Here is a 19025-nt window from a genome sequence, read left to right as displayed (position 1 = left end):
TTTGAACTCGATAGTAATAAAAATTAGTCTAATTAGAGTTTTTGTACTAAGAAAATCACGTTAAATAAGTGAATTGAATGATTATTTTTTTAATTGCATTGGCTGAAATGACATAAAAATAAGATTAGAGTTAATTGTCGTTAAAATCATCAAATAGTTTATAAGTGTATAAAAATAAATTTTGCACAATAAAAAAACCACCCGAAGGTGGTTTTTGATTTAAAGTCTAAAAATTAGAAGCGGTAACCAATCTTTAGACCATATGCGATAGCATTATTATCTTCAAATTTACCCACATTATCGCTAAGTGCTGTCTTAGCAGTTGCATCACCTAACCAGAAATATTTTACACCACCAGCAATAAAGTAATTTGGAGCAGGTGAGAATTGCAGTCCCAGACCGACATTCCAGTAGCCTTCTGTAGGACCTAACGTTGTAACAGGATCACCTGCACCAGAATCCCAACCTACAGATACATTACCTGCCCACTGCTCGCTAAATTTACGACCTACACCTGCAGTTGCAGACCATTGGTCATCAGAATAATCCACTAAATTAATAGCTTCCCCAACAATAGCTTGTGCTGCTTGACCAAAATAATTTGGACGAATTGAAAAATCTTCCCAGTTCACCCAGCGTACGTTTAAAAATGCTACTGTGTTGGCCATAATGCCTGATTGTAGATCTAGGTTAACCGATTGAGGAGTTGTTACATCGGTTTTAGCAGCTGTCATTGGAACAGGAATTACAGTAGTAATGTCTTGACCAAAGCCTGCGGTTTCTGTTGCTTGTAGTTTGTGCTCGACTTCCGAACGATACGTCACAGATGCTTTCAAGGCAATTTCAGGAATTTGGTAAGCTAGACCAGCAATCCAGCCTAATGCAGAATCTTCTTTCATTGAAGCATCATAAGAACCAAAACCAGCTGCACCACCATAAGCAGCGCCTCGTAGAGATACATTTCCTTCAACTGTTTGCCAAACTGGACCAGCATAAAAATTCCAGTTCTCATTAGGTTGAAAGCCCAGTAATAGAGTTAAATTTTCTGATTTTACTTCGACGCTTGTAACTTGATTTGCGACACCCGCCATTGCTGCTGTAACAGGAACAACACCACCAGGAGTAGGAATTGTACTTACAACTTCACCAGGATTTACAGCAAAATTACTTCCTGGGTTATATTCTGCATCAGCGCCAAATGGCTGATCATAAAGTAAACCAACAGAAAAATTATCAGTAACTTGAAATTTTAAAGCTGCAGAAGGGAAATAGTAGTCTCCTGCCATATCGCCTGTTGAATTTCCAGCTGCATCTCTACCAGATACATCAGGATCTAGGATAGAAATCCCTGCTTCAAAGTAATTACCTGGCTGCAAAAAAGCTGCAATAGATTGGCCTGAACGATCCAACGCTGCAGCAAACGTACCTGTCATTGGTAACGTTGCTAAAATCATTGCTGTACTAAGCGTTTTTAATTTCATTCTTCATCTTCCCTTGAGGTACAAATTTGGGTTTTAAACGATTATTCGGTATTTGCTTGGTATTGTTTTTGGAGACATTTCGATGCCTTCAATGGCTGTTTTGTTACTCCATGTGTCAAAAATAGCATAATAAAAAAAAGAGTAAATGCTCTAGCTTGAATAATGAGTTCAAAAAAACATCATATTAGAGTAAAAATACTAATTAGAAAGGAGCTTAATGCTGTAAGTATTTGAAAATAAAGTTTTTTAAAATAGAAAACATTGAATTAAAAAAATATAAATTTCTTGAATTATTTCTTAAATATTTTGTTAATTAGTTCACATATTTAAAGTTTGTGCGCCCTGCGGGACTCGAACCCACGTCGGTCGCTTAGGAGGCAACTGCTCTATCCAGTTAAGCTAAGGGCGCAAAACGAACCCTAATCTACTCCAAAACTAGGTAAAAAAAAAGTTATTGCCGTAGCAATAACTTTAAAAATCATTTTACTAAAATATTTTTTAATCAATTTTTAGGGCGAAGTGCTTTAAATAGACCAAACATGATCGCAACCCAGATTGGAAGCATCAGCACAGATTCCTTAAAGCCTTGTGTCCACATGATGTAAAGAATTATCGCAATAAAGCCAAGTACTAGCACATTGCTAAATGGAGACCACAGGGCAGGGAACTTGGTTTTCTCGCCTAGCTGTTTCATGTGCTGAATAAACTTGAAGTGCGTCAAGCTGATCATCGCCCAGTTTAGTACCAGTGCCCCCACCACAACATAGATCAGGTGGCTTAAGGCATCTTCTGGAACAAAGTAGTTCAACAATACACAACCAAAAATCAGGATTGCAGAGAACAATACTGCAGTGATCGGCGTACCTTGCTTGTTCACTTTCAGGAACATTTTAGGAGCATTGCCTTGTTTAGCCAGACCAAACAGCATACGGCTATTGGCGTACATCCCACTGTTATACACAGACAAGGCAGCAGTCAGAATGATGAAGTTCAGTAGATGGGCTGCCCAGTCAATGCCTAACTGGCTAAAGATCAGCACGAAGGGACTCTTGTCCAGACCACCAAGTTCCAGCTGATTCCAAGGCACCAGTGACAACAGAATAGTTAATGCCCCGACATAGAAAATCAGGATACGGAACACAACCTGGTTAATCGCTTTTGGAATGGTTTTTTCCGGATTTTCCGCTTCTGCAGCTGCCATACCAATCAGTTCGATCCCACCAAAGGCGAACATTAGGAAAGCTAGCATATAGAATAAACCTTCAAAGCCATTTGGGAAGAAACCGCCCGCAGTCCACAGGTTACTAAATGCTGCAGTTGAAGAAGCATCGGCTGTAAGTAATAGATACAGACCAAAGACAATCATCGAAATCACGGCAGTGACTTTGACGATAGAAAGCCAGAATTCCGATTCTCCATAGAATTTCACATTGCCGAGGTTGACCAAGGTAATCACGACAAAGAAAAACAGTACTGATGCCCATGCTGGAATATGTGGCCACCAATAGTTAATGTATTTCGCGACAGCGGTAAGCTCGGTCATGGCGACCAGAATATATAAAATCCAGTAGTTCCAACCTGCAAGGAAGCCGGGGAATTTACCCCAGTATTTATAAGCAAAATGGCTGAACGAACCAGCAACTGGTTCGTGAACAATCATTTCACCCAATTGACGCATGATCAGGAATGCAATAAAGCCACCAATGGCATAGCCCAAAATAATCGAAGGACCAGCAGACTGGATCACCTGTGCGGAACCTAAGAATAAGCCTGTGCCAATTGCACCGCCCATGGCGATCAACTGAATATGACGGTTCTTTAAGCCACGCTGAAGTTGTGAAGACTCGTTATTCAAAGTTTTCAGCCCGACAATGTAAAAAATAAGTGAAAAGATTGTAATAGATCAGGCCAGATAAGCCTAGAGCAAGTCTTTGAATGAAATATAATTATCAGATGTATAAAAAATAATTATAAAAATAAACTAAATAAATAATAAACGAATCAATATATTAATTTTATTGAATCTGATAATTCTCATCCGCATTAGAAAATAGACGACTTGCAGATGTTGTTTTTTTATACAAAGGTCTTGCAGTCAATGTATCACGCAATAAATATACTATACTCAAAATCCGGTTTCGCCCGTAATTGTTTACAAAATAAAGACAAGACGAAGGAAGACAAAAATTATGACTTTTGCCCCGCAAATCAAGATTCCAGCTACCTATATGCGTGGTGGTACCAGTAAAGGTGTTTTTTTCAAACTAGAAGATCTTCCAGAAGCAGCACAACAGCCGGGCAAAATCAGGGATCAGTTGTTATTACGTGTCATTGGCAGTCCAGATCCGTATGGAAAGCAGATTGATGGCTTGGGCAATGCAACCTCCAGTACCAGTAAAACCGTGATTCTGTCAAAAAGCCAGCAACCCGATCATGACGTGGATTATTTGTTTGGGCAGGTCTCAATTGATCAGCCTTTTATCGACTGGAGCGGCAACTGTGGCAACCTGACTGCAGGTGTCGGCTCATTTGCCATTAGCAATGGATTAGTGGATTCCGCACGTATTCCGGAAAATGGCATCTGTACGGTACATATCTGGCAGGTGAATATCCAGAAAACTATTATTGCCCATGTACCTATTGTGAATGGTCAGGTACAGGAACTCGGTGACTTTGAGCTGGATGGCGTGACTTTCCCAGCAGCTGAAGTACAAATTGAATTCCTTGACCCAGCCGATGATGATGCCGAGGGTGGAGCGATGTTCCCAACAGGCAATCTGGTAGATCAGTTAGTCGTTCCAGATTATGGCACCTTCGAAGCGACTTTGATCAATGCTGGGATTCCAACGATTTTCCTGAAGGCCGAAGACCTAGGTTATCAGGGCACAGAACTGCAAGAAGATATTAACAGCGACCCGGCAGCACTGAAAAAGTTTGAAACCATTCGTGCTTATGGTGCATTAAAAATGGGCCTGATTTCAGATATTAGTGAAGCAGCACAACGCCAGCATACGCCGAAGATTGCCTTTGTTTCTGAGCCTAAAGCTTATGTTTCATCTGGTGGTAAGGCGATTACCGAACAGGATACTGATGTGCTAGTACGTGCCTTATCTATGGGTAAGTTGCACCATGCCATGATGGGTACCGTGGCAGTATCGATTGGTACAGCGGCTGCTATTCCAGGTACTCTAGTGAATCTGGCAGCAGGTGGCGGTGAACGTGAAGCGGTACGCTTTGGTCATCCGTCCGGAACTTTGCGTGTGGGTGCGCAGGCAGTACAGGAGAATGGTGAATGGAAGGTGAAAAAAGCCATTATGAGCCGTAGTGCTCGAGTCATCATGGAAGGCTGGGTACGCGTACCCCCTGAAGTGCTAGTTGAATAATCTCTATTCAAGTTTCTCCTTAGATTTTAAAAACCACTGCCAGCTCAGTGGTTTTTTTATTATTTGTAGAGGATTGGATATTTGAAATTCAGGTATAGAACAAAACAACAGCAGGATTTCAAGCTGATAATTCTTCAGGTTTAAAGGTACAATAACGGTATAAAGCGGCAAGAGCAGTATCTTGTCATTAAACTCTATTGGACAACGTATCCGAGGCGAATGTGTCATCAATAACTGAGCTGTCAACCCATGCATTGACTCAAGCACAACATCGTATTCAACAGGACCTACTGACAGCACTTGATGCCTTTGCCATTCCTGAACCGTTAAAGTCTGCGGTGCACCATGCGGTGATGTTGGGTGGTAAACGTGTTCGTCCAGCCTTATGCTATGCCACAGCAGCTTTAAAATCTAATCAGAATATGGCAGCGGTACGCCGTGCCGCAGTAGCCATTGAATTTATCCATTGCTATTCGCTGGCACATGATGACCTGCCATGTATGGACAATGATTTACTTCGCCGTGGTCAGCCGACCTGTCATGCGGCTTTTGGTGAAGATACGGCTTTACTTGCTGGCGATATTCTGCAATCGATGGCGTTTGAAATTCTGGGCAGCCGCCTGTTTGATCAAGGTCCATCAGTAGAACCGGCAATTGTGTTGAAGCAGATGCAGATTCTGGCAACTGCGTCTTCAAAAATGGTCAATGGTCAGGTGCTGGATTTACAGGCGGAAGGCAAAAAAATTGATCAGGATGCTTTGGAAACCATTCACCGCAATAAAACCGGAGCACTGATTTCTGCCGCGATCATGATGGCAGCCGTAACGATTTTTGAAGGCACAGATCTGGCAATTCCGAAACTACGTGAATTCGGACAGTCACTTGGTTTAGCGTTCCAGGTGCAGGATGATATTTTGGATATTATTTCCGATACCGAAGTACTAGGTAAAACTGCTGGTAAAGATGAGATGGTTGAGAAATCAACTTATCCTGCGTTGATGGGCTTAGATAAAGCCCAGCAATATGCCAAACAGCTACATGATCAGGCTCTCAGTGCTTTGTCATATTTTGATGGGCAAGCGGAAGAATTGACCCAGATTACTCAATTCCTGTTACATCGTAAGAACTAATCATCAGCAATTGCTGTAATGCACAGGCATAAAAAAGAGGACTTAAAGTCCTCTTTTTTATTGAAAGTTAAATTTATTTGCTTTCGTTATACAGTCGTTCTGCCTGTTCAAAACGATCGGTAATTTCAGCAGTCGGTGCTTTGCCCATCAGGCTGACCACGACAATCGCAATCATTGAACAGATAAAGCCAGGAATGATTTCATACAGGCCAGTTGCGGCAAACAGGTTCTTCCAAAGAATCACCACTGCAGCACCCACGATCATACCGGCTAATGCGCCATTCAATGTCATGCGTTTCCAGAACAGCGACAGAATAATCAGCGGACCAAAGGCAGCACCAAAACCTGCCCATGCATAAGCGACCAGACCAAGGACTTTAGATTCAGGGTTACCTGCCATCCAGATCGCCAGTAAAGCAATCAAAAGCACCATCAGACGACCCACCCAAACCAGTTCTTTCTGAGACGCATTTTTACGCAAGAAGGATTTATAGAAGTCTTCAGTCAGGGTACTAGAACACACCAGTAACTGACAGCTCAGGGTACTCATCACTGCTGCCAGAATTGCCGCCAGAACGATACCAGCAACCCATGGGTTAAACAGGATTTTGGTCAGTTCCATAAACACGGTTTCAGGGTTGGCTGTGACCGTACCCGCCAATTCTGGATGCGCCTGGAAGTAAGCGATCCCGAAGAAACCAGCTGCTACCGCACCACCGAGACACAGGGTCATCCAGGTCATGCCGATACGACGCGCATTCGGAATCGATTTCACTGAATCTGCCGCCATAAAGCGCACCAGAATATGCGGCTGGCCGAAGTAACCCAGGCCCCAAGCGAGTAGGGAAATAATGGCTACAAAGCTTAAGTTGCCCATGACATTCATAGCTTGTGGACGTGCAGCTTCCAAAGCCAACGTCATTTGTGACAAATCCGAGAAACTTAAAATGGTGACAATCGGTGTTAATAACAGCGCGAAGATCATCAAGGTTGCTTGAATGGTATCGGTCCAGCTGACAGCCAGGAAGCCCCCAATAAAGACATAGCTGATGGTGGCAATCGCACTAATCCACAGGGCAGTGCTGTATGGCAGAGCGAACATACTTTCGAACAGACGTGCACCTGCGACCATGCCGGATGCACAGTAAATTGCAAAGAAGATCAGAATTACACAGGCTGAAACGATACGCAGTACTTTTTTCTGGTCATTAAAACGATTGGAGAAATAGTCGGGTAAGGTGAGGGCATTGTGTTGTACTTCGGTATGTACACGCAGACGGCCGGCCACCAGCAGCCAGTTCATCCAGGCACCAATGATCAGGCCAATGGCGATCCACATTTCTGACAGACCTGACAGGTAGATCGCACCTGGCAGACCCATCAGCAGCCAGCCGCTCATATCGGAAGCCCCGGCAGAAAGTGCAGTGACGAAACTACCTAAACGTCGGCCCCCTAAAATGTAATCGGAAAAGTTGCTTGTCGCACGATAAGCCAGCAGGCCGATCGCGATCATGGCGACAATATAGAACAGGAAGGTTATTAAGGTTGGATTTAGGGAGCTCATACGGTATCCATTTTGAAGTTGGACAGTAGATCGAAATAAGGATTATGGCAGATGCAGTGAACTTTAATCCGAAAGTTATGCAACCTCGAATCCAGGAGATTTCAAAAATTAACGCGAAATTTAACCATAATTTCACAATCTTTGCTGAGATTTTCTGACTAAAAAGAAAATAGGCAGCCAAAGAGCTGCCTATTTGTCGCAATTTCTTAAGAATCCTTAGGGATTATGGCGGCCCATAACACCACGAATGGTATTCAATACATCAGCTGGCAGAACTACAGTCTTGGCATTTGGAGATTTCGCCATCTCTTGCATGGCTTTGACATATTGTTCACCGAGCAGATAAGCCACAGGAATTTCCTTGTCGCCAATCGCTTGAGTCACCATATCAATGGCACGTTGCGAAGCTTGAGCCAGAACCACTTGGGCTTCTGCATCACGACGAGAGGCTTCCAAACGACCATCGGCTTCCAGAATTGCGGCCTGTTTTTCGCCGTCCGCTTTGGTCACGGTTGCACGACGTTGACGTTCTGCTGCAGCCTGTTCTTCCATCGCAGCCTGCATGGTATGCGACGGTTTAATATCCTGAATTTCTACAGTTTTTAAAGTGATACCCCAATCCGAGATATCATCAGAAATACTGGCCTTCAGACGAGCTTTAATATGATCACGCGAAGACAGAGCATCATCCAGATCCATTTCACCAACAATCGAACGTAGGGAAGTCTGTACTAGGTTTTGAATTGCCCATGAATAATTTTCAATTCCATAGACGGCTTTTTCAGGGGTAGTTAGGTTGATATAAGCCACGGCATTCATCACCAGTACGGCGTTATCACGGGTAATCACTTCCTGAGACGGAATATCCAGCACGATATCCTTGGTGGTGACCTTGTAAGCCACTTCATCAATATAGGGAATGACAAAGTTCAGGCCCGGATTCAGGGTGGAATGGTATTTACCAAGACGCTGTACGATCCATTTATAGCCCTGCGGAACAATACGCACACCTTTGAAAATGGTGACAGCAACAAATGCCAGCAGGGCCAGCATAATGATAGAACTCACGCTCATATTATTTTCCTTTTGTTAATTATTGCTATGCGGTTGCACCACAAGATCATTGCCGAGAATATCGACCACGCGGACCCGGTCGCCGACCTGTACCGGACTCAGCGTGCGGCAATCCCATTCATCTGAACCGAGTACAGGTAAAGGAAAACGTACTTTCACCTGACCATTGTTCAGATCAGTCTGAATCACCATGCCAATCTGACCAATCGTGGCTTCACGTGACAGTCCGGCTTTGGTCTTATCCACGGAAAGTGGCTTGATAAACTTGAACCAGGCCAGCGTACACAGCACTGACAAAATGATCCAGGTCAGCAGCTGCGTGGTCAGCCCCATCATCGGAAACATCCAGTACAGGATGCCGACCATAATCGCCCCAATACCAAACCACAAGGCGGCAAATGCTGGCAAAACCAGTTCCGACAGAATTAGCAGAATGCCAAATACAAACCAGTGCCAAGGTTCGAGAACAAATTCCATAAATTGGCCTATGTCATTCAATAATTAAATATTCATCATGATTTTTATATCTACTTCAATGTAGCAGATGTCGCTATAGATGCCTACTGAAATCCTGTACTAGAACTTTGGCTTAGCTGGTGGTTGCAAGGCTGCAGGAGACTTGCTGAAATCACTTATCAGTTTTTCAATAGCACGGATTTTTAGCTGTGCTGCTTTTTCACCTTCGAGGATGGTTTCATTGCTGGCTTTTAAATCTAATGTCCCAATATGTCCAACCTTGGGTTGAATCACCACATTAGCCTGATTCAGCTCTTCATTGATACTCTGCTGTCCCATGATATTCAGGGTCTGATCCAGCAAGCCAAACATGTTTATGGCTTTGCTGCCATCAGGACGGGCCGAGATATCTACCGCGATGATAATATCCGCGCCCATGTCTTTCGCGGTTTTTACCGGAATCGGGCTGACCAGACCTCCATCGACGTATTTCTTGCCGCCAATCGTGGTAGGGACAAAGACATTTGGAATGCTGCAAGATGCACGAACTGCCTGACCAGCGTTGCCTTTAATAAAATCAGCCTTGCGGCCCGTGTCCAAACGGGTTGCGACCGCGGCAAAACGAATCGGGAACTGTTCAATTGGTTTATTAACAATTTGCTTATTCACATAATCCTGCAACTTTTGCCCGGCAATAATGCCTTGGCGGTTTAAGGTCAGGTCACGAATATCTGATTCCTTAAAATTCAGTGCAATTTCCTGTAATTGGTAAGGTGTTTTACCACTGGCATACAAACTGCCCACAAAACTTCCGGCACTGGTTCCTGTGACAATTTTCGGTTTAATACCATGTGATTCCAAAACTTTAATCACTCCAATATGAGCAAATCCCTTGGCACCACCGCCACCCAAGGCAAGAGCAATCACTGGTTCACGGGCTTTAATGGTCGGAGTTGTTGTTGGTTTGGTCGAGCTTTTATCACAGGCTGCCAGGCTCACGCCCAGGCAGCCAATCATGGCATAACGAATTATTTTCATTCTAAAAATATTGCATATTTAATAGACAAATTAGGCTTATCTCAGCAGGAAAGTATAGCTTTGCCTAGTCTTTTTTCACCAGCTTGCGTAAGGGCTTGGCGATCCACTCTGGATTTTTGGCGGAAATTTTGCCTTCATAATGCTTATAGATCTGCTCCAGATCGTAGTCATAATCACCAGTAATATGGTAAACACCCAAAATGTGAATGATCTTATGGTCATAATCAAAGGAAAACATCACGATTGGCAAATTGGCAGCCTTAGCAATATGATAGAAACCACTACGGATTTTCTCCGGAGCTTTGCGTGAACCTTCAGGCGCCATCCCGACCCAGATATGATCGGTTTTCTTAATCACATCGATAATCTGTTTGGTTTGACCTTGTGGGGTATCACGTACTACCGGAACCACGCCAATCCATTCCAGAATCGGTTTCAGTGGGGTACGGAACAGGCTGTCTTTACCAAAAATCGTGATCTGAATGCCTAAGCCCAGTAGGGCATTAAAGCCCAGCCAGGCATCGAAGTTCGAGGTATGCGGGGAAATGATGGCAACAGCTTTGGGAAGATTGGGGAATTCACCTGCCATTTGCCAGCCTTGTGCTAGAAAAAGTTTTTTATAAAAAGCACGGCTCAATTTACTACCACGTCCAGGAACAAGTGGCGGGAGGGTAGGGAAAGATTTTTTTGCCATCTATACAACTCTTTTAATTACGACAACATTCTTTGTTTTTTATTATATTATTCGTTTGAAATAAAAAATTCATTAGCAAAAAAGTCAGATCTATAACCCTTCACCTATACCTTTTGCCAAAGGATGCTCTATGCCTGTTACGCGCAATATTTACCTGTTGCTGTTTTCCTTGTACTGGGCACAAGGCTTACCCGTAGGTTTTATGACACATGCCTTGCCCGTGATTCTCCGTGCGCAAGGCGTATCACTGGCGCATATTGGTGGCTTTGGCTTATTAATGCTGCCGTGGTCGATTAAGGTATTTTGGGCACCGTTAGTGGATCGTTATGGCTCTTCGGCAAAAGGACATTACCGAAGCTGGATTATTCCCACACAGCTGTTATCTGTGGTTGTTCTGATTCTGCTTTCTTTTATTCCGATTCAGTCCTTAAACCAGCCGATTTATTTGCTGGCATTTTTTATTGCATTGCTGTTTATGAATGGTGTCGGTGCTACTCAGGACATCGCGACGGATGGATTGGCGGTCAATATCCTAAAAAATGAACAGCAGCATTGGGGTAATACTTTTCAGGTGATTGGTTCACGGCTGGGGTTTATTGTCGGTGGTGGAGCAATTCTGTGGTTGCTGGATATTCTGCAATGGCAAACCACATTTCTGATTTTAGCTGCTTTAGTTTTTCTCAATACATTGCCGGTACTGCTTTATAAAGAGCCACAAAGGTATTCACTAGATCATTCAACGTCTGAACAAAAGTTTCAAATAAAAAGCTATTTTCAGTATTTTATCCAGCAACCAGAATTACGCTGTTGGTTAGCAGTTTTAATCACTTTTAAAATTGCAGATGGCCTGTCCGGGCCTTTACTTAAACCGTTGATGGTGGATCTGGGACTCAGTTTTAGCCAAATCGGGATTTATGTCACCATGCTGGGGGCTTTTGCTGCATTGATCGGGGCAGGGCTGGCAGGCTGGTGGTTAAAATGGATTTCCCGTGCCAGTGCATTACTGACTTTTTCGGTTATCAAGATTTTGACTCTAATGGCTTATGCTTGGCTAGCGATGCAATATGAAGCCAAACAATTGGTAGCACCTATTGTGATTTATCTGATCAATGCAGCCGAGGATATGGTTTCCGCAATGTTACTGGTTGTTATGCTAACGTTAGTGATGCAATACAGTCGTAAGCATTTGGCAGGAACGGATTTTACCTTTCAGGTTGCCGTTATAGCGACAGTCAGTGGCGGACTTTACAGCATTAGTGGCATCTTTGGTGATCTTTGGGGTTATCAGAATTATCTTTTGGGAATCGTTTTCATTGCAATTTTGTGCATATTTCCAGTTATTTGCTGGTTGAAAAACAAGTTAAAATCAATTAAAACTTCAGTTGAATTAGAAAATTGATCAAGTATTAGCCTAAAGTACTAAAAGGAATATATAAATATCTTTTTAATAATTTTGTATTATAAAGACGTTGTGTATGATTTGTTACAAAATAAACCAAAGGACTATTGAAATGAAAACTAAGTTAGCAGCAGCGATTGCACTAAGCCTTTTAGCGGGGACTACTTTTGCAGCTCCAACTTTCTACGGAGAAATCGACGCCTCTGTAGATTATTTACCAGAAGATAACGCATCACCTATTTCTGATCGTGATGTTGTAGAAGTAAATAGTAATAACTCATTCATCGGTTTGAAAGGTGATGAAAAATTAACTGATCGTCTAAGCGCTTTATATCAAGCAGAATTTACCTTTTATACAGATGATGGTGAGCAAGGTTCAGAAAATGACTCATTTATTCCACGTAATATCTTAGTGGGATTGAAAGATAGCAAGCTAGGTGCATTAAAGGTCGGTAAAATTGATACACCAGTAAAACAGCTTTCTGCAGTAGTCGATACTTTTAACAACTATGTTGATAATAAAGCAGATGTGGCTGGTATTTTTACTGGTGAAAACCGTATTGATAATGTTGTAGTTTATGAATCACCAGCATTTGCTGTAGCAGACGGTAAAATTAATGCAAATGTATTGCTTGCTAGTGGTGAAGCTAGTGGTATCAAGAGTTCTAAAGGCGGTGCGAAAGTTGCAGGACGTGGCTTAGGTGATGCATGGTCTGCTTCTGTTGTATATGACAACAAAAAAGTAATTGCTGGTATTGGTTATGATAAAGCAATTCCTTCTAATTTTGCTGGTGTTGGTTTCTTAAATACTAAAACTGGTGAAATCAATGAATTATATGCAGCCGCTGGGGAAACTTATGGTGAGGCAAAAGCTATTTTTGCCGCAGCAAATACAATTCGCGCAATTGGTCGTGTAAATTTAGATGGTGGTTTAGCGCTTAAAGCATTATACCAAACTTCAGAAGTAGAGAATGTTGCAGGTAATAATGCTGCTGCAAATGATATTGATGATGCTCAAGGCTGGTTAATCGGTGCTGAATATAATCTTCCAAGTGCCCAAGCATGGACAGTAAAAGGTCAATACAGTCAAAATACTACCGAGTTTAAAACAGGTAGCGATTTTGAAGCTCAGCAAATTTTAGTTGGCGCAGACTATGCTTTCTCTAAACAAGTAAAAGCTTATGGTTATGCTGGTTTGCTAACACTTGAACAAGGTTCATTAGAAACTAAGCAGCCAGTTGTCGGTACAGGCTTTGAATACAAATTCTAATTTAGACTTTGTAAGCTAAAAAAGGCGGTGTTTTTACACCGCTTTTTTTATATGGAAATTTGTATAGCTTATGAGTTTAAAGCGAATAGTGTGTCAGAGTGAAATGTTAAAGTAAGCAGAAAACTTTGATGTAAATATTATATGACCATACGCGCTGTTTTATTTGACCTAGATAATACACTAACCCATCGTGACCTGAGCGTGCAGGCTTATAGCCGATATCTGGCAGACTACTATACTCATTCGCTGCAGCAGGTTGAAATCGAGAAAATTACCGAGATTGTACGCCGTATTGATAATGGTGGTTATCCTAAAAAAGAGCTGCTTACTCATTCCACAATTGGAGGATCAGTCGCTCATGCCTTAAGAGAGGAATTGGCCTGGCGAGCTCAACCATCGCTAGAAGAACTGACTGATTTCTGGTTCCAGAATTTTGGTCAGTTTGCTGTTGCTATGCCGCAGGCAGAACAACTGTTGCAATCATTAAAATCAGCCGATTATAAACTGGCAGTGATTTCCAATGGGGGGCATGAGACTCGACTGAATATTATTAATGGCTTGGGCTTTAGTCATTATTTTGATGAAATCATCAGTTCTGGACTGGTGGGGATCAGCAAGCCAAATCCGGAAATATTCCTGCATACTGCAGAAAAGCTGGAAGTTGCTCCAGAACATTGTTTATATATTGGTGATCATCCGATTAATGATATTCAGGGGGCAGAAAATGCTGGTATGCAGAGCTTATGGATTGAAGGCTTTCACGCTCCTGTACAGCCAATTGAACGAAAAATTAAGAATCTAGTAGAAGTGCTGGATTATCTCAAAGCTTAAGTCTGACGCTGGGTGTTAAGAGCCAGTATCCATTTGCAGGAATAACAGCGCTGGCAAATCTCATCTGGAGTAGAAAGTAGGACGACGTTGCCACAATGCAGGCAAGCGTAATAAGTATGGGGTTCGACTTCCTTAATAATTTTCTGGTCTTTAGGAAATAGTGGTAAGCCATAGCGGACCTCTTCTGGACTATAAAAAAGAATACTGAATTTTCCATCACTTTCCAGTAAGCCGGTACGAATCTGCCCAAGGTGCTCAGCGCCTTGCTGACGCATTTCGGCAAAGAATTCATCATGCGACATTTTGCCCTGTGCGATATGACGTAGCACCATCATGCCATCTTCCACAATATACAGTGGCTTGCCTTCCAGCAGGTCTTCAAAAGGCTGGTATTTCATAGTCAAGTAAGTAGTAAGGCGATATAGCAGAATAATGACCGACATGACGATAAATGCCTGAATTAAAGGCAAGGTTTCATCAAACATCGGATCGCCTGCAATCGATCCCAAAGCCAGAATAATCGCAACTTCGAAAATGGACAGTTGACGCACACCGCGTTTACCGGTTAATCGCAGGAAGACAATGATCATGGTATACATGATCAGACAGCGCAGCAGAAGTTCACCAATAAAGTTCCAGTCGGTATCGTGAATAAAAATCGTCCACAAATCCATCATGTCATCCTTGTTATTATGTTATAGATGAGTTTAGCAATGAGATTCGATGGGTTACCTTAGCTGTTATGTAAGTTTTTGAACCAACTAATTATTATCTGTGGTTTCTTTGGAGGTGATTAACTCTTTTCTAAATGTGATGTCCATAAGAAAAGCGGATGAATAAAGAAAATTTCCTGTCTGATAGGAATGTATTTATAAAAATAAAAAAAGCGACATCATCAGGCCGCTAATTATTGAAAATGGAGTTAATTAAAAGACATTTTCTTCCGAATTGGCAGAAATGCGGTGAATACTCAAATCGGCACCTTGAAATTCTTCTTCCTGACTGAGTCGAATACCCATGACAGCTTTGAGCGAACCATAAACCAGAAAGCCACCTGCCAAAGCAATGATGATTGCCAGTAGTGTGCCTATTATTTGTGAAAGCATCGACACACCACCGAGGCCGCCGAACAGTTGTTGCCCAAAAATACCGACGGCTAATCCACCAAAAGCACCACAAACTCCATGCAGCGGCCATACACCTAGCACATCATCAACCTTGAGCTTGTTTTGGGTATAGGTAAACAGTTTCACGAAGATCACACCTGCAATGGCACCAATGATCAGCGCGCCTACTGGATGAACAACATCGGAACCGGCACAGATCGCCACCAGACCGGCCAAAGGTCCATTGTGCAGGAAGCCCGGGTCATTTTTGCCCATCATATTGGCAGAAATAGTACCACCGACCATAGCCATCAGAGAGTTAATCGCTACCAGACCGGAAATGGCATCCAGACGCTGTGCGCTCATGACATTAAAGCCAAACCAACCGACAATCAGAATCCACGAACCCAGTGCAAGAAAAGGAATGGAAGATGGTGGATGGGCGCTGACACGGCCATCCTTTTTATAACGGCCATAACGAGCACCGAGCAGAATCACGGCAGCCAACGCGATCCAGCCACCCATGGCATGAACCACGACAGAGCCGGCAAAATCATGGAAACTGGCACCAAATGTGGCTTCTAACCATGCCTGTAAACCGAGATTGCCATTCCAGATCATGCCTTCAAATAATGGATAGACCAGCGCCACCAGTAATAAGGTGGCAATTGCCTGGGAACGCATTTTGGCACGTTCTGCAATGCCACCGGAAATAATGGCTGGAATCGCTGCGGCAAAGGTGAGTAAAAAGAAGCAACGCATCAGGTTATAGCCATGATCGTCCGCAAGCGTGGTGCCGATATGGAAAAAATGATGCCCATAAGAAATGTAATAACCAACAAAGAAATAGGCCACGGCCGACAAAGAGAAGTCCGTTAAAATTTTACTAAGCGCATTGACCTGGTTTTTATGACGCACTGTTCCTAATTCTAAAAATGCAAAACCAGCATGCATGGCGAGTACAAGGACTGCACCAAGGAGGAGAAATAAAAGATCAATATTTTGCATATCCCTGTTCCAATTTAGTGCGTTATTCACATAAAGGGGTTTCAGTATAGCGATGTGATTGGTTTGGAAAAGAAGTTGGGAAAATGGAATTTTTGATTAATGAGTATTAAAAATTAATAAGACTCGATATAAAGCAAAACACCGCACCATAATGGAGAGCGTGCTTGTTATAGGTGCAATTTTATAATTTATAAGATTATTTAAATATATGATTAATTTATAAAAATATAAATGATATGAATTTTGTGCCTAAAATGGGTGATAAATCTGCACAATTGTATATTTAAGCCCAGCTACAATTATTTTGATAAAACTGTATGCCTAGACCGAAGGTTAACTTTGTTAAATCTTATTTGCACTAAAATATATCTCTTCGATTTAGGAAAATTACGCTGCCATTGACCAGAATAAACATAGAAAAATTCTAAAAAATAAAAGCTTATTTTTAACATTTGGAATACAAAGAAGCATGAGTCTGGAAGCTTTTGTGATTGTCTCGATTGAAGCGTCTGTTTTAATAATACCCGCTAATTTTTTAATATCAGAAATATTGAGATTGATATTATTTAATAAGTAAATCAGTTATTTAATTTTATTTAAAAAGATAATAAATTCGTGAATGTTCATGGATTTAAAAAAGATGCGTAATAACGAGAGTAGGTGAATAGATGAAAAAGGCCATGCTATGTGCAGTTGCATTTGGACTGATGACCACGGTATATGCGGATGCAGACTGGGATTATGAGCAGACACAGCAGTGGGGTTCACTGAGCCAGAAATATGCTGCATGTAATGGGTTGAATCAGTCACCGATTAATATTGACCGAAGCATCAAGGCAGAGCTGGAGCCTTTAACGTTTAGCTATAATACCTTGATTCAGTCGATCCAGAATAATGGGCATACGGTGCAGGTGGACTTTGCCCAAGGCGGCGTTTTAGATTTGGATGGTGAGCAGTTTGAGCTGAAACAGTTTCATTTTCATACACCAAGTGAAAACCAGATTAAAGGTAAAAGTTATCCCCTAGAAATTCACTTTGTCCATGCCAATGCTCAAGGTGAACTTGCTGTAGTTGCAATGATGTACGAGCAGGGCAAGGAAAATCTGTTACTTAAACAGATGTGGAAACGTTTGCCTAAACAGAAAGGCGAAAAAGTTGTACTGAGCAAGCCACAACCGGTGCAGAGTATGCTGCCAGAAAACAAAGAATATTATCGCTTTAGTGGTTCTCTGACCACACCGCCATGTTCAGAAGGGGTGCGCTGGCTGGTGCTCAAAGAAATCCAGACTGCTTCTCAACAGCAGATCCAGCAATTTGCAGATTTGATGGGACATCCGAATAACCGTCCTATTCAACCATTAAATGGGCGTGTGGTTGTTGAAAATTAATTCCTATTTCAATGAAGCAGGCTTCGGTCTGCTTTTTATTTGCAATAAATTAGCAGTCGACCAAAAAAATCAGGGATAAAATGGCATTTATTTGCTTTGCATCTTTGCCATGTCTTTTGATTTAAAAACGATCCTGCAGCCTGCTACTGAACTGTCGCCACCAGAGCGGAAGCTGAATCGTCTGATTGAAAAAATTGAGCAGCAGAAGCAAGAGCTACAGCAGTGGCAACAGGCTCAGGAAAAGATTCAGCAATATACGCAAAGGACGTTTGTGCCGGTCTATGATGCTTTGCATGTGGTGCTATATGAGCAGATGAAACAGCTTTGGAATAGCCTAAGTCAACATGCCTTTAACCGGGCTGATCTGGCGCAGATTGATGATAAGATTTATGCCTTGGTGGTGATGTTAAAAGACTCACCAGCATTAAACTCGTAGCAACTGAAACTGGTGAATGAGCTTTATATCTACTATCAGCAATCTATTGAATATGTCCAACCTAAGAAAACTAAAAATAAAGCATCCAATGAAGCTCAAGATTCTTTTTATGAGGAAAATAATTTTGACGAAGCAGATGCTGAAATATTTGAGGAATGGGACAGAAAAAGCAAATATAGCCAGGCACGTGAACAGGCTAGACTGAAAGGTGAGCAGGAGAAAAGAGAACGAGCTGAAAAGCTGGCAGAGCAGTCGTGGAAAACTGTGTATTTAAAAATTGCCGCCACGATTCATCCTGACCGTGAACAGGATGAAGCCAGAAAAATAGAAAAGACGGAATTGCTACAACGGGCTAATGAGGCTTATGCCGAGCAGGATTTATTTACCTTGCTTAAACTGCAAATTCAGCTAGAGCAGAACAGGGATAATTCTAAAAAGGGTTTATCTGCCGAGCAGTTGAGGTTTTATCAATTGGCATTGGATACACAGAGCCAGAAATTGCAGGATCAGATAGATGAGTTGATTGCAGATCTGGTTTGGTCGCAGAAAGCAAAAATTAGTCTGCACAAGGCCAAAGGTAAGTTTCAGGTGACAGATTTATATAAACAGATTGATGCAGACACGGCGGCAGTAAAGCAGCAGCTTAAAGTAGAAAAAGAGCGGTTGACGTATATGAGGAAGCTGAGTGGGTTGGAGATGTTATTGGAGAATGGAGTTCTTTAGGTGGGCTTTTCTCCCTCTCCCTTTGGGCATAGGTATCTACACAT

15 protein-coding genes, 1 tRNA gene and 1 pseudogene are annotated in these 19025 nt (G+C 42.3%); 7 read left to right on the top strand and 10 right to left on the bottom strand.

Going from position 1 to position 19025, the window contains the following annotated elements:
• Window positions 1-233 precede the first annotated feature (233 nt).
• The 3 genes from GW12_RS07015 to GW12_RS07005 all read right to left on the bottom strand — a co-directional run bounded on the left by GW12_RS07015 (window position 234) and on the right by GW12_RS07005 (window position 3336).
• Window positions 234-1481 carry an OmpP1/FadL family transporter gene (locus tag GW12_RS07015; protein WP_034585428.1) on the bottom strand — a complete coding sequence of 416 codons (1248 nt, stop codon included), beginning with the start codon at window positions 1479-1481 and terminating at the stop codon, window positions 234-236.
• 336 nt (window positions 1482-1817) lie between these two features.
• Window positions 1818-1890, bottom strand: a tRNA-Arg gene (locus GW12_RS07010).
• 93 nt (window positions 1891-1983) lie between these two features.
• A complete protein-coding gene (locus GW12_RS07005) occupies window positions 1984-3336 on the bottom strand; it encodes an amino acid permease (protein ID WP_034585425.1) in 1353 nt (450 codons plus the stop codon).
• A 334-nt stretch (window positions 3337-3670) separates the two neighbouring features.
• Here GW12_RS07005 and prpF point away from each other — a divergent pair, with 334 nt between their 5' ends.
• Both prpF and GW12_RS06990 read left to right on the top strand, forming a co-directional pair.
• Complete coding sequence (gene prpF / locus GW12_RS07000; protein WP_034585423.1) at window positions 3671-4864, top strand: 2-methylaconitate cis-trans isomerase PrpF; 1194 nt, start codon at window positions 3671-3673, stop codon at window positions 4862-4864.
• 221 nt (window positions 4865-5085) lie between these two features.
• Window positions 5086-5994: a polyprenyl synthetase family protein gene (locus GW12_RS06990; protein WP_034585418.1), complete on the top strand. Its 909-nt coding sequence runs from the start codon at window positions 5086-5088 to the stop codon at window positions 5992-5994.
• 73 nt (window positions 5995-6067) lie between these two features.
• On the opposite strand, the gene putP is transcribed toward GW12_RS06990, so the two are convergent.
• The 5 genes from putP to GW12_RS06965 all read right to left on the bottom strand — a co-directional run bounded on the left by putP (window position 6068) and on the right by GW12_RS06965 (window position 10820).
• Window positions 6068-7558, bottom strand: coding sequence for a sodium/proline symporter PutP (putP, locus tag GW12_RS06985; protein ID WP_034585415.1), 1491 nt, complete (start codon window positions 7556-7558; stop codon window positions 6068-6070).
• Window positions 7559-7774: 216 nt separating this feature from the next.
• Window positions 7775-8632 carry an SPFH domain-containing protein gene (locus tag GW12_RS06980; protein WP_034585412.1) on the bottom strand — a complete coding sequence of 286 codons (858 nt, stop codon included), beginning with the start codon at window positions 8630-8632 and terminating at the stop codon, window positions 7775-7777.
• A gap of 15 nt (window positions 8633-8647) precedes the next feature.
• Entirely contained in the window at window positions 8648-9109 is a 462-nt protein-coding gene (locus tag GW12_RS06975) for an NfeD family protein (protein WP_034585410.1), read from the bottom strand.
• Between the two features lie 99 nt (window positions 9110-9208).
• Complete coding sequence (locus GW12_RS06970; protein WP_034585408.1) at window positions 9209-10126, bottom strand: patatin-like phospholipase family protein; 918 nt, start codon at window positions 10124-10126, stop codon at window positions 9209-9211.
• Window positions 10127-10190: 64 nt separating this feature from the next.
• Window positions 10191-10820, bottom strand: coding sequence for a 1-acyl-sn-glycerol-3-phosphate acyltransferase (locus GW12_RS06965; RefSeq protein WP_034585405.1), 630 nt, complete (start codon window positions 10818-10820; stop codon window positions 10191-10193).
• A gap of 130 nt (window positions 10821-10950) precedes the next feature.
• On the opposite strand from GW12_RS06965, the gene GW12_RS06960 reads away from it, so the two are divergent.
• From GW12_RS06960 to GW12_RS06950, 3 genes are all read left to right on the top strand, one after another.
• Window positions 10951-12219, top strand: a complete 1269-nt coding sequence (locus GW12_RS06960) for an MFS transporter (RefSeq protein ID WP_034585403.1) — start codon at window positions 10951-10953, stop codon at window positions 12217-12219.
• A 112-nt stretch (window positions 12220-12331) separates the two neighbouring features.
• A complete protein-coding gene (locus GW12_RS06955) occupies window positions 12332-13489 on the top strand; it encodes a porin (RefSeq protein ID WP_034585399.1) in 1158 nt (385 codons plus the stop codon).
• A gap of 141 nt (window positions 13490-13630) precedes the next feature.
• Window positions 13631-14320, top strand: a complete 690-nt coding sequence (locus GW12_RS06950; protein ID WP_034585396.1) for an HAD family hydrolase — start codon at window positions 13631-13633, stop codon at window positions 14318-14320.
• Here the strand turns inward: GW12_RS06950 and GW12_RS06945 are convergent.
• Both GW12_RS06945 and GW12_RS06940 read right to left on the bottom strand, forming a co-directional pair.
• Window positions 14317-14994, bottom strand: a complete 678-nt coding sequence (locus GW12_RS06945) for a DUF421 domain-containing protein (RefSeq protein WP_034585393.1) — start codon at window positions 14992-14994, stop codon at window positions 14317-14319. The two genes, GW12_RS06950 and GW12_RS06945, sit on opposite strands and share 4 nt — an antisense overlap.
• A 252-nt stretch (window positions 14995-15246) precedes the next feature.
• Window positions 15247-16434: an ammonium transporter gene (locus GW12_RS06940; RefSeq protein ID WP_034585390.1), complete on the bottom strand. Its 1188-nt coding sequence runs from the start codon at window positions 16432-16434 to the stop codon at window positions 15247-15249.
• 668 nt (window positions 16435-17102) lie between these two features.
• On the opposite strand from GW12_RS06940, the gene GW12_RS06935 reads away from it, so the two are divergent.
• Window positions 17103-17822: a carbonic anhydrase gene (locus GW12_RS06935; protein WP_034585388.1), complete on the top strand. Its 720-nt coding sequence runs from the start codon at window positions 17103-17105 to the stop codon at window positions 17820-17822.
• A gap of 109 nt (window positions 17823-17931) precedes the next feature.
• Window positions 17932-18981 (top strand): annotated as a pseudogene (locus tag GW12_RS06930) (molecular chaperone DnaJ).
• The last annotated feature ends 44 nt before the right edge of the window (window positions 18982-19025 follow it).

The sequence above is a fragment of the Acinetobacter sp. HR7 genome, assembly GCF_000773685.1.
In the GTDB taxonomy this organism is placed as follows: domain Bacteria; phylum Pseudomonadota; class Gammaproteobacteria; order Pseudomonadales; family Moraxellaceae; genus Acinetobacter; species Acinetobacter thermotolerans.
Note: the sequence above shows the minus strand (reverse complement) of the source record. Positions and strands in the feature narration are given on the sequence as shown.

Bases quoted from the DNA above. Each gene is read 5' to 3' on its own strand.
- prpF (WP_034585423.1), top strand. From the start codon at position 3,671: ATGACTTTTGCCCCGCAAATCAAGATTCCAGCTACCTATATGCGTGGT.
- GW12_RS06935 (WP_034585388.1), top strand. From the start codon at position 17,103: ATGAAAAAGGCCATGCTATGTGCAGTTGCATTTGGACTGATGACCACG.
- putP (WP_034585415.1), bottom strand. From the start codon at position 7,558: ATGAGCTCCCTAAATCCAACCTTAATAACCTTCCTGTTCTATATTGTC.
- GW12_RS06950 (WP_034585396.1), top strand. From the start codon at position 13,631: ATGACCATACGCGCTGTTTTATTTGACCTAGATAATACACTAACCCAT.
- GW12_RS06940 (WP_034585390.1), bottom strand. From the start codon at position 16,434: ATGCAAAATATTGATCTTTTATTTCTCCTCCTTGGTGCAGTCCTTGTA.
- GW12_RS06975 (WP_034585410.1), bottom strand. From the start codon at position 9,109: ATGGAATTTGTTCTCGAACCTTGGCACTGGTTTGTATTTGGCATTCTG.
- GW12_RS06955 (WP_034585399.1), top strand. From the start codon at position 12,332: ATGAAAACTAAGTTAGCAGCAGCGATTGCACTAAGCCTTTTAGCGGGG.
- GW12_RS06960 (WP_034585403.1), top strand. From the start codon at position 10,951: ATGCCTGTTACGCGCAATATTTACCTGTTGCTGTTTTCCTTGTACTGG.
- GW12_RS06965 (WP_034585405.1), bottom strand. From the start codon at position 10,820: ATGGCAAAAAAATCTTTCCCTACCCTCCCGCCACTTGTTCCTGGACGT.
- GW12_RS07015 (WP_034585428.1), bottom strand. From the start codon at position 1,481: ATGAAATTAAAAACGCTTAGTACAGCAATGATTTTAGCAACGTTACCA.
- GW12_RS06970 (WP_034585408.1), bottom strand. From the start codon at position 10,126: ATGAAAATAATTCGTTATGCCATGATTGGCTGCCTGGGCGTGAGCCTG.
- GW12_RS06945 (WP_034585393.1), bottom strand. From the start codon at position 14,994: ATGGATTTGTGGACGATTTTTATTCACGATACCGACTGGAACTTTATT.
- GW12_RS06980 (WP_034585412.1), bottom strand. From the start codon at position 8,632: ATGAGCGTGAGTTCTATCATTATGCTGGCCCTGCTGGCATTTGTTGCT.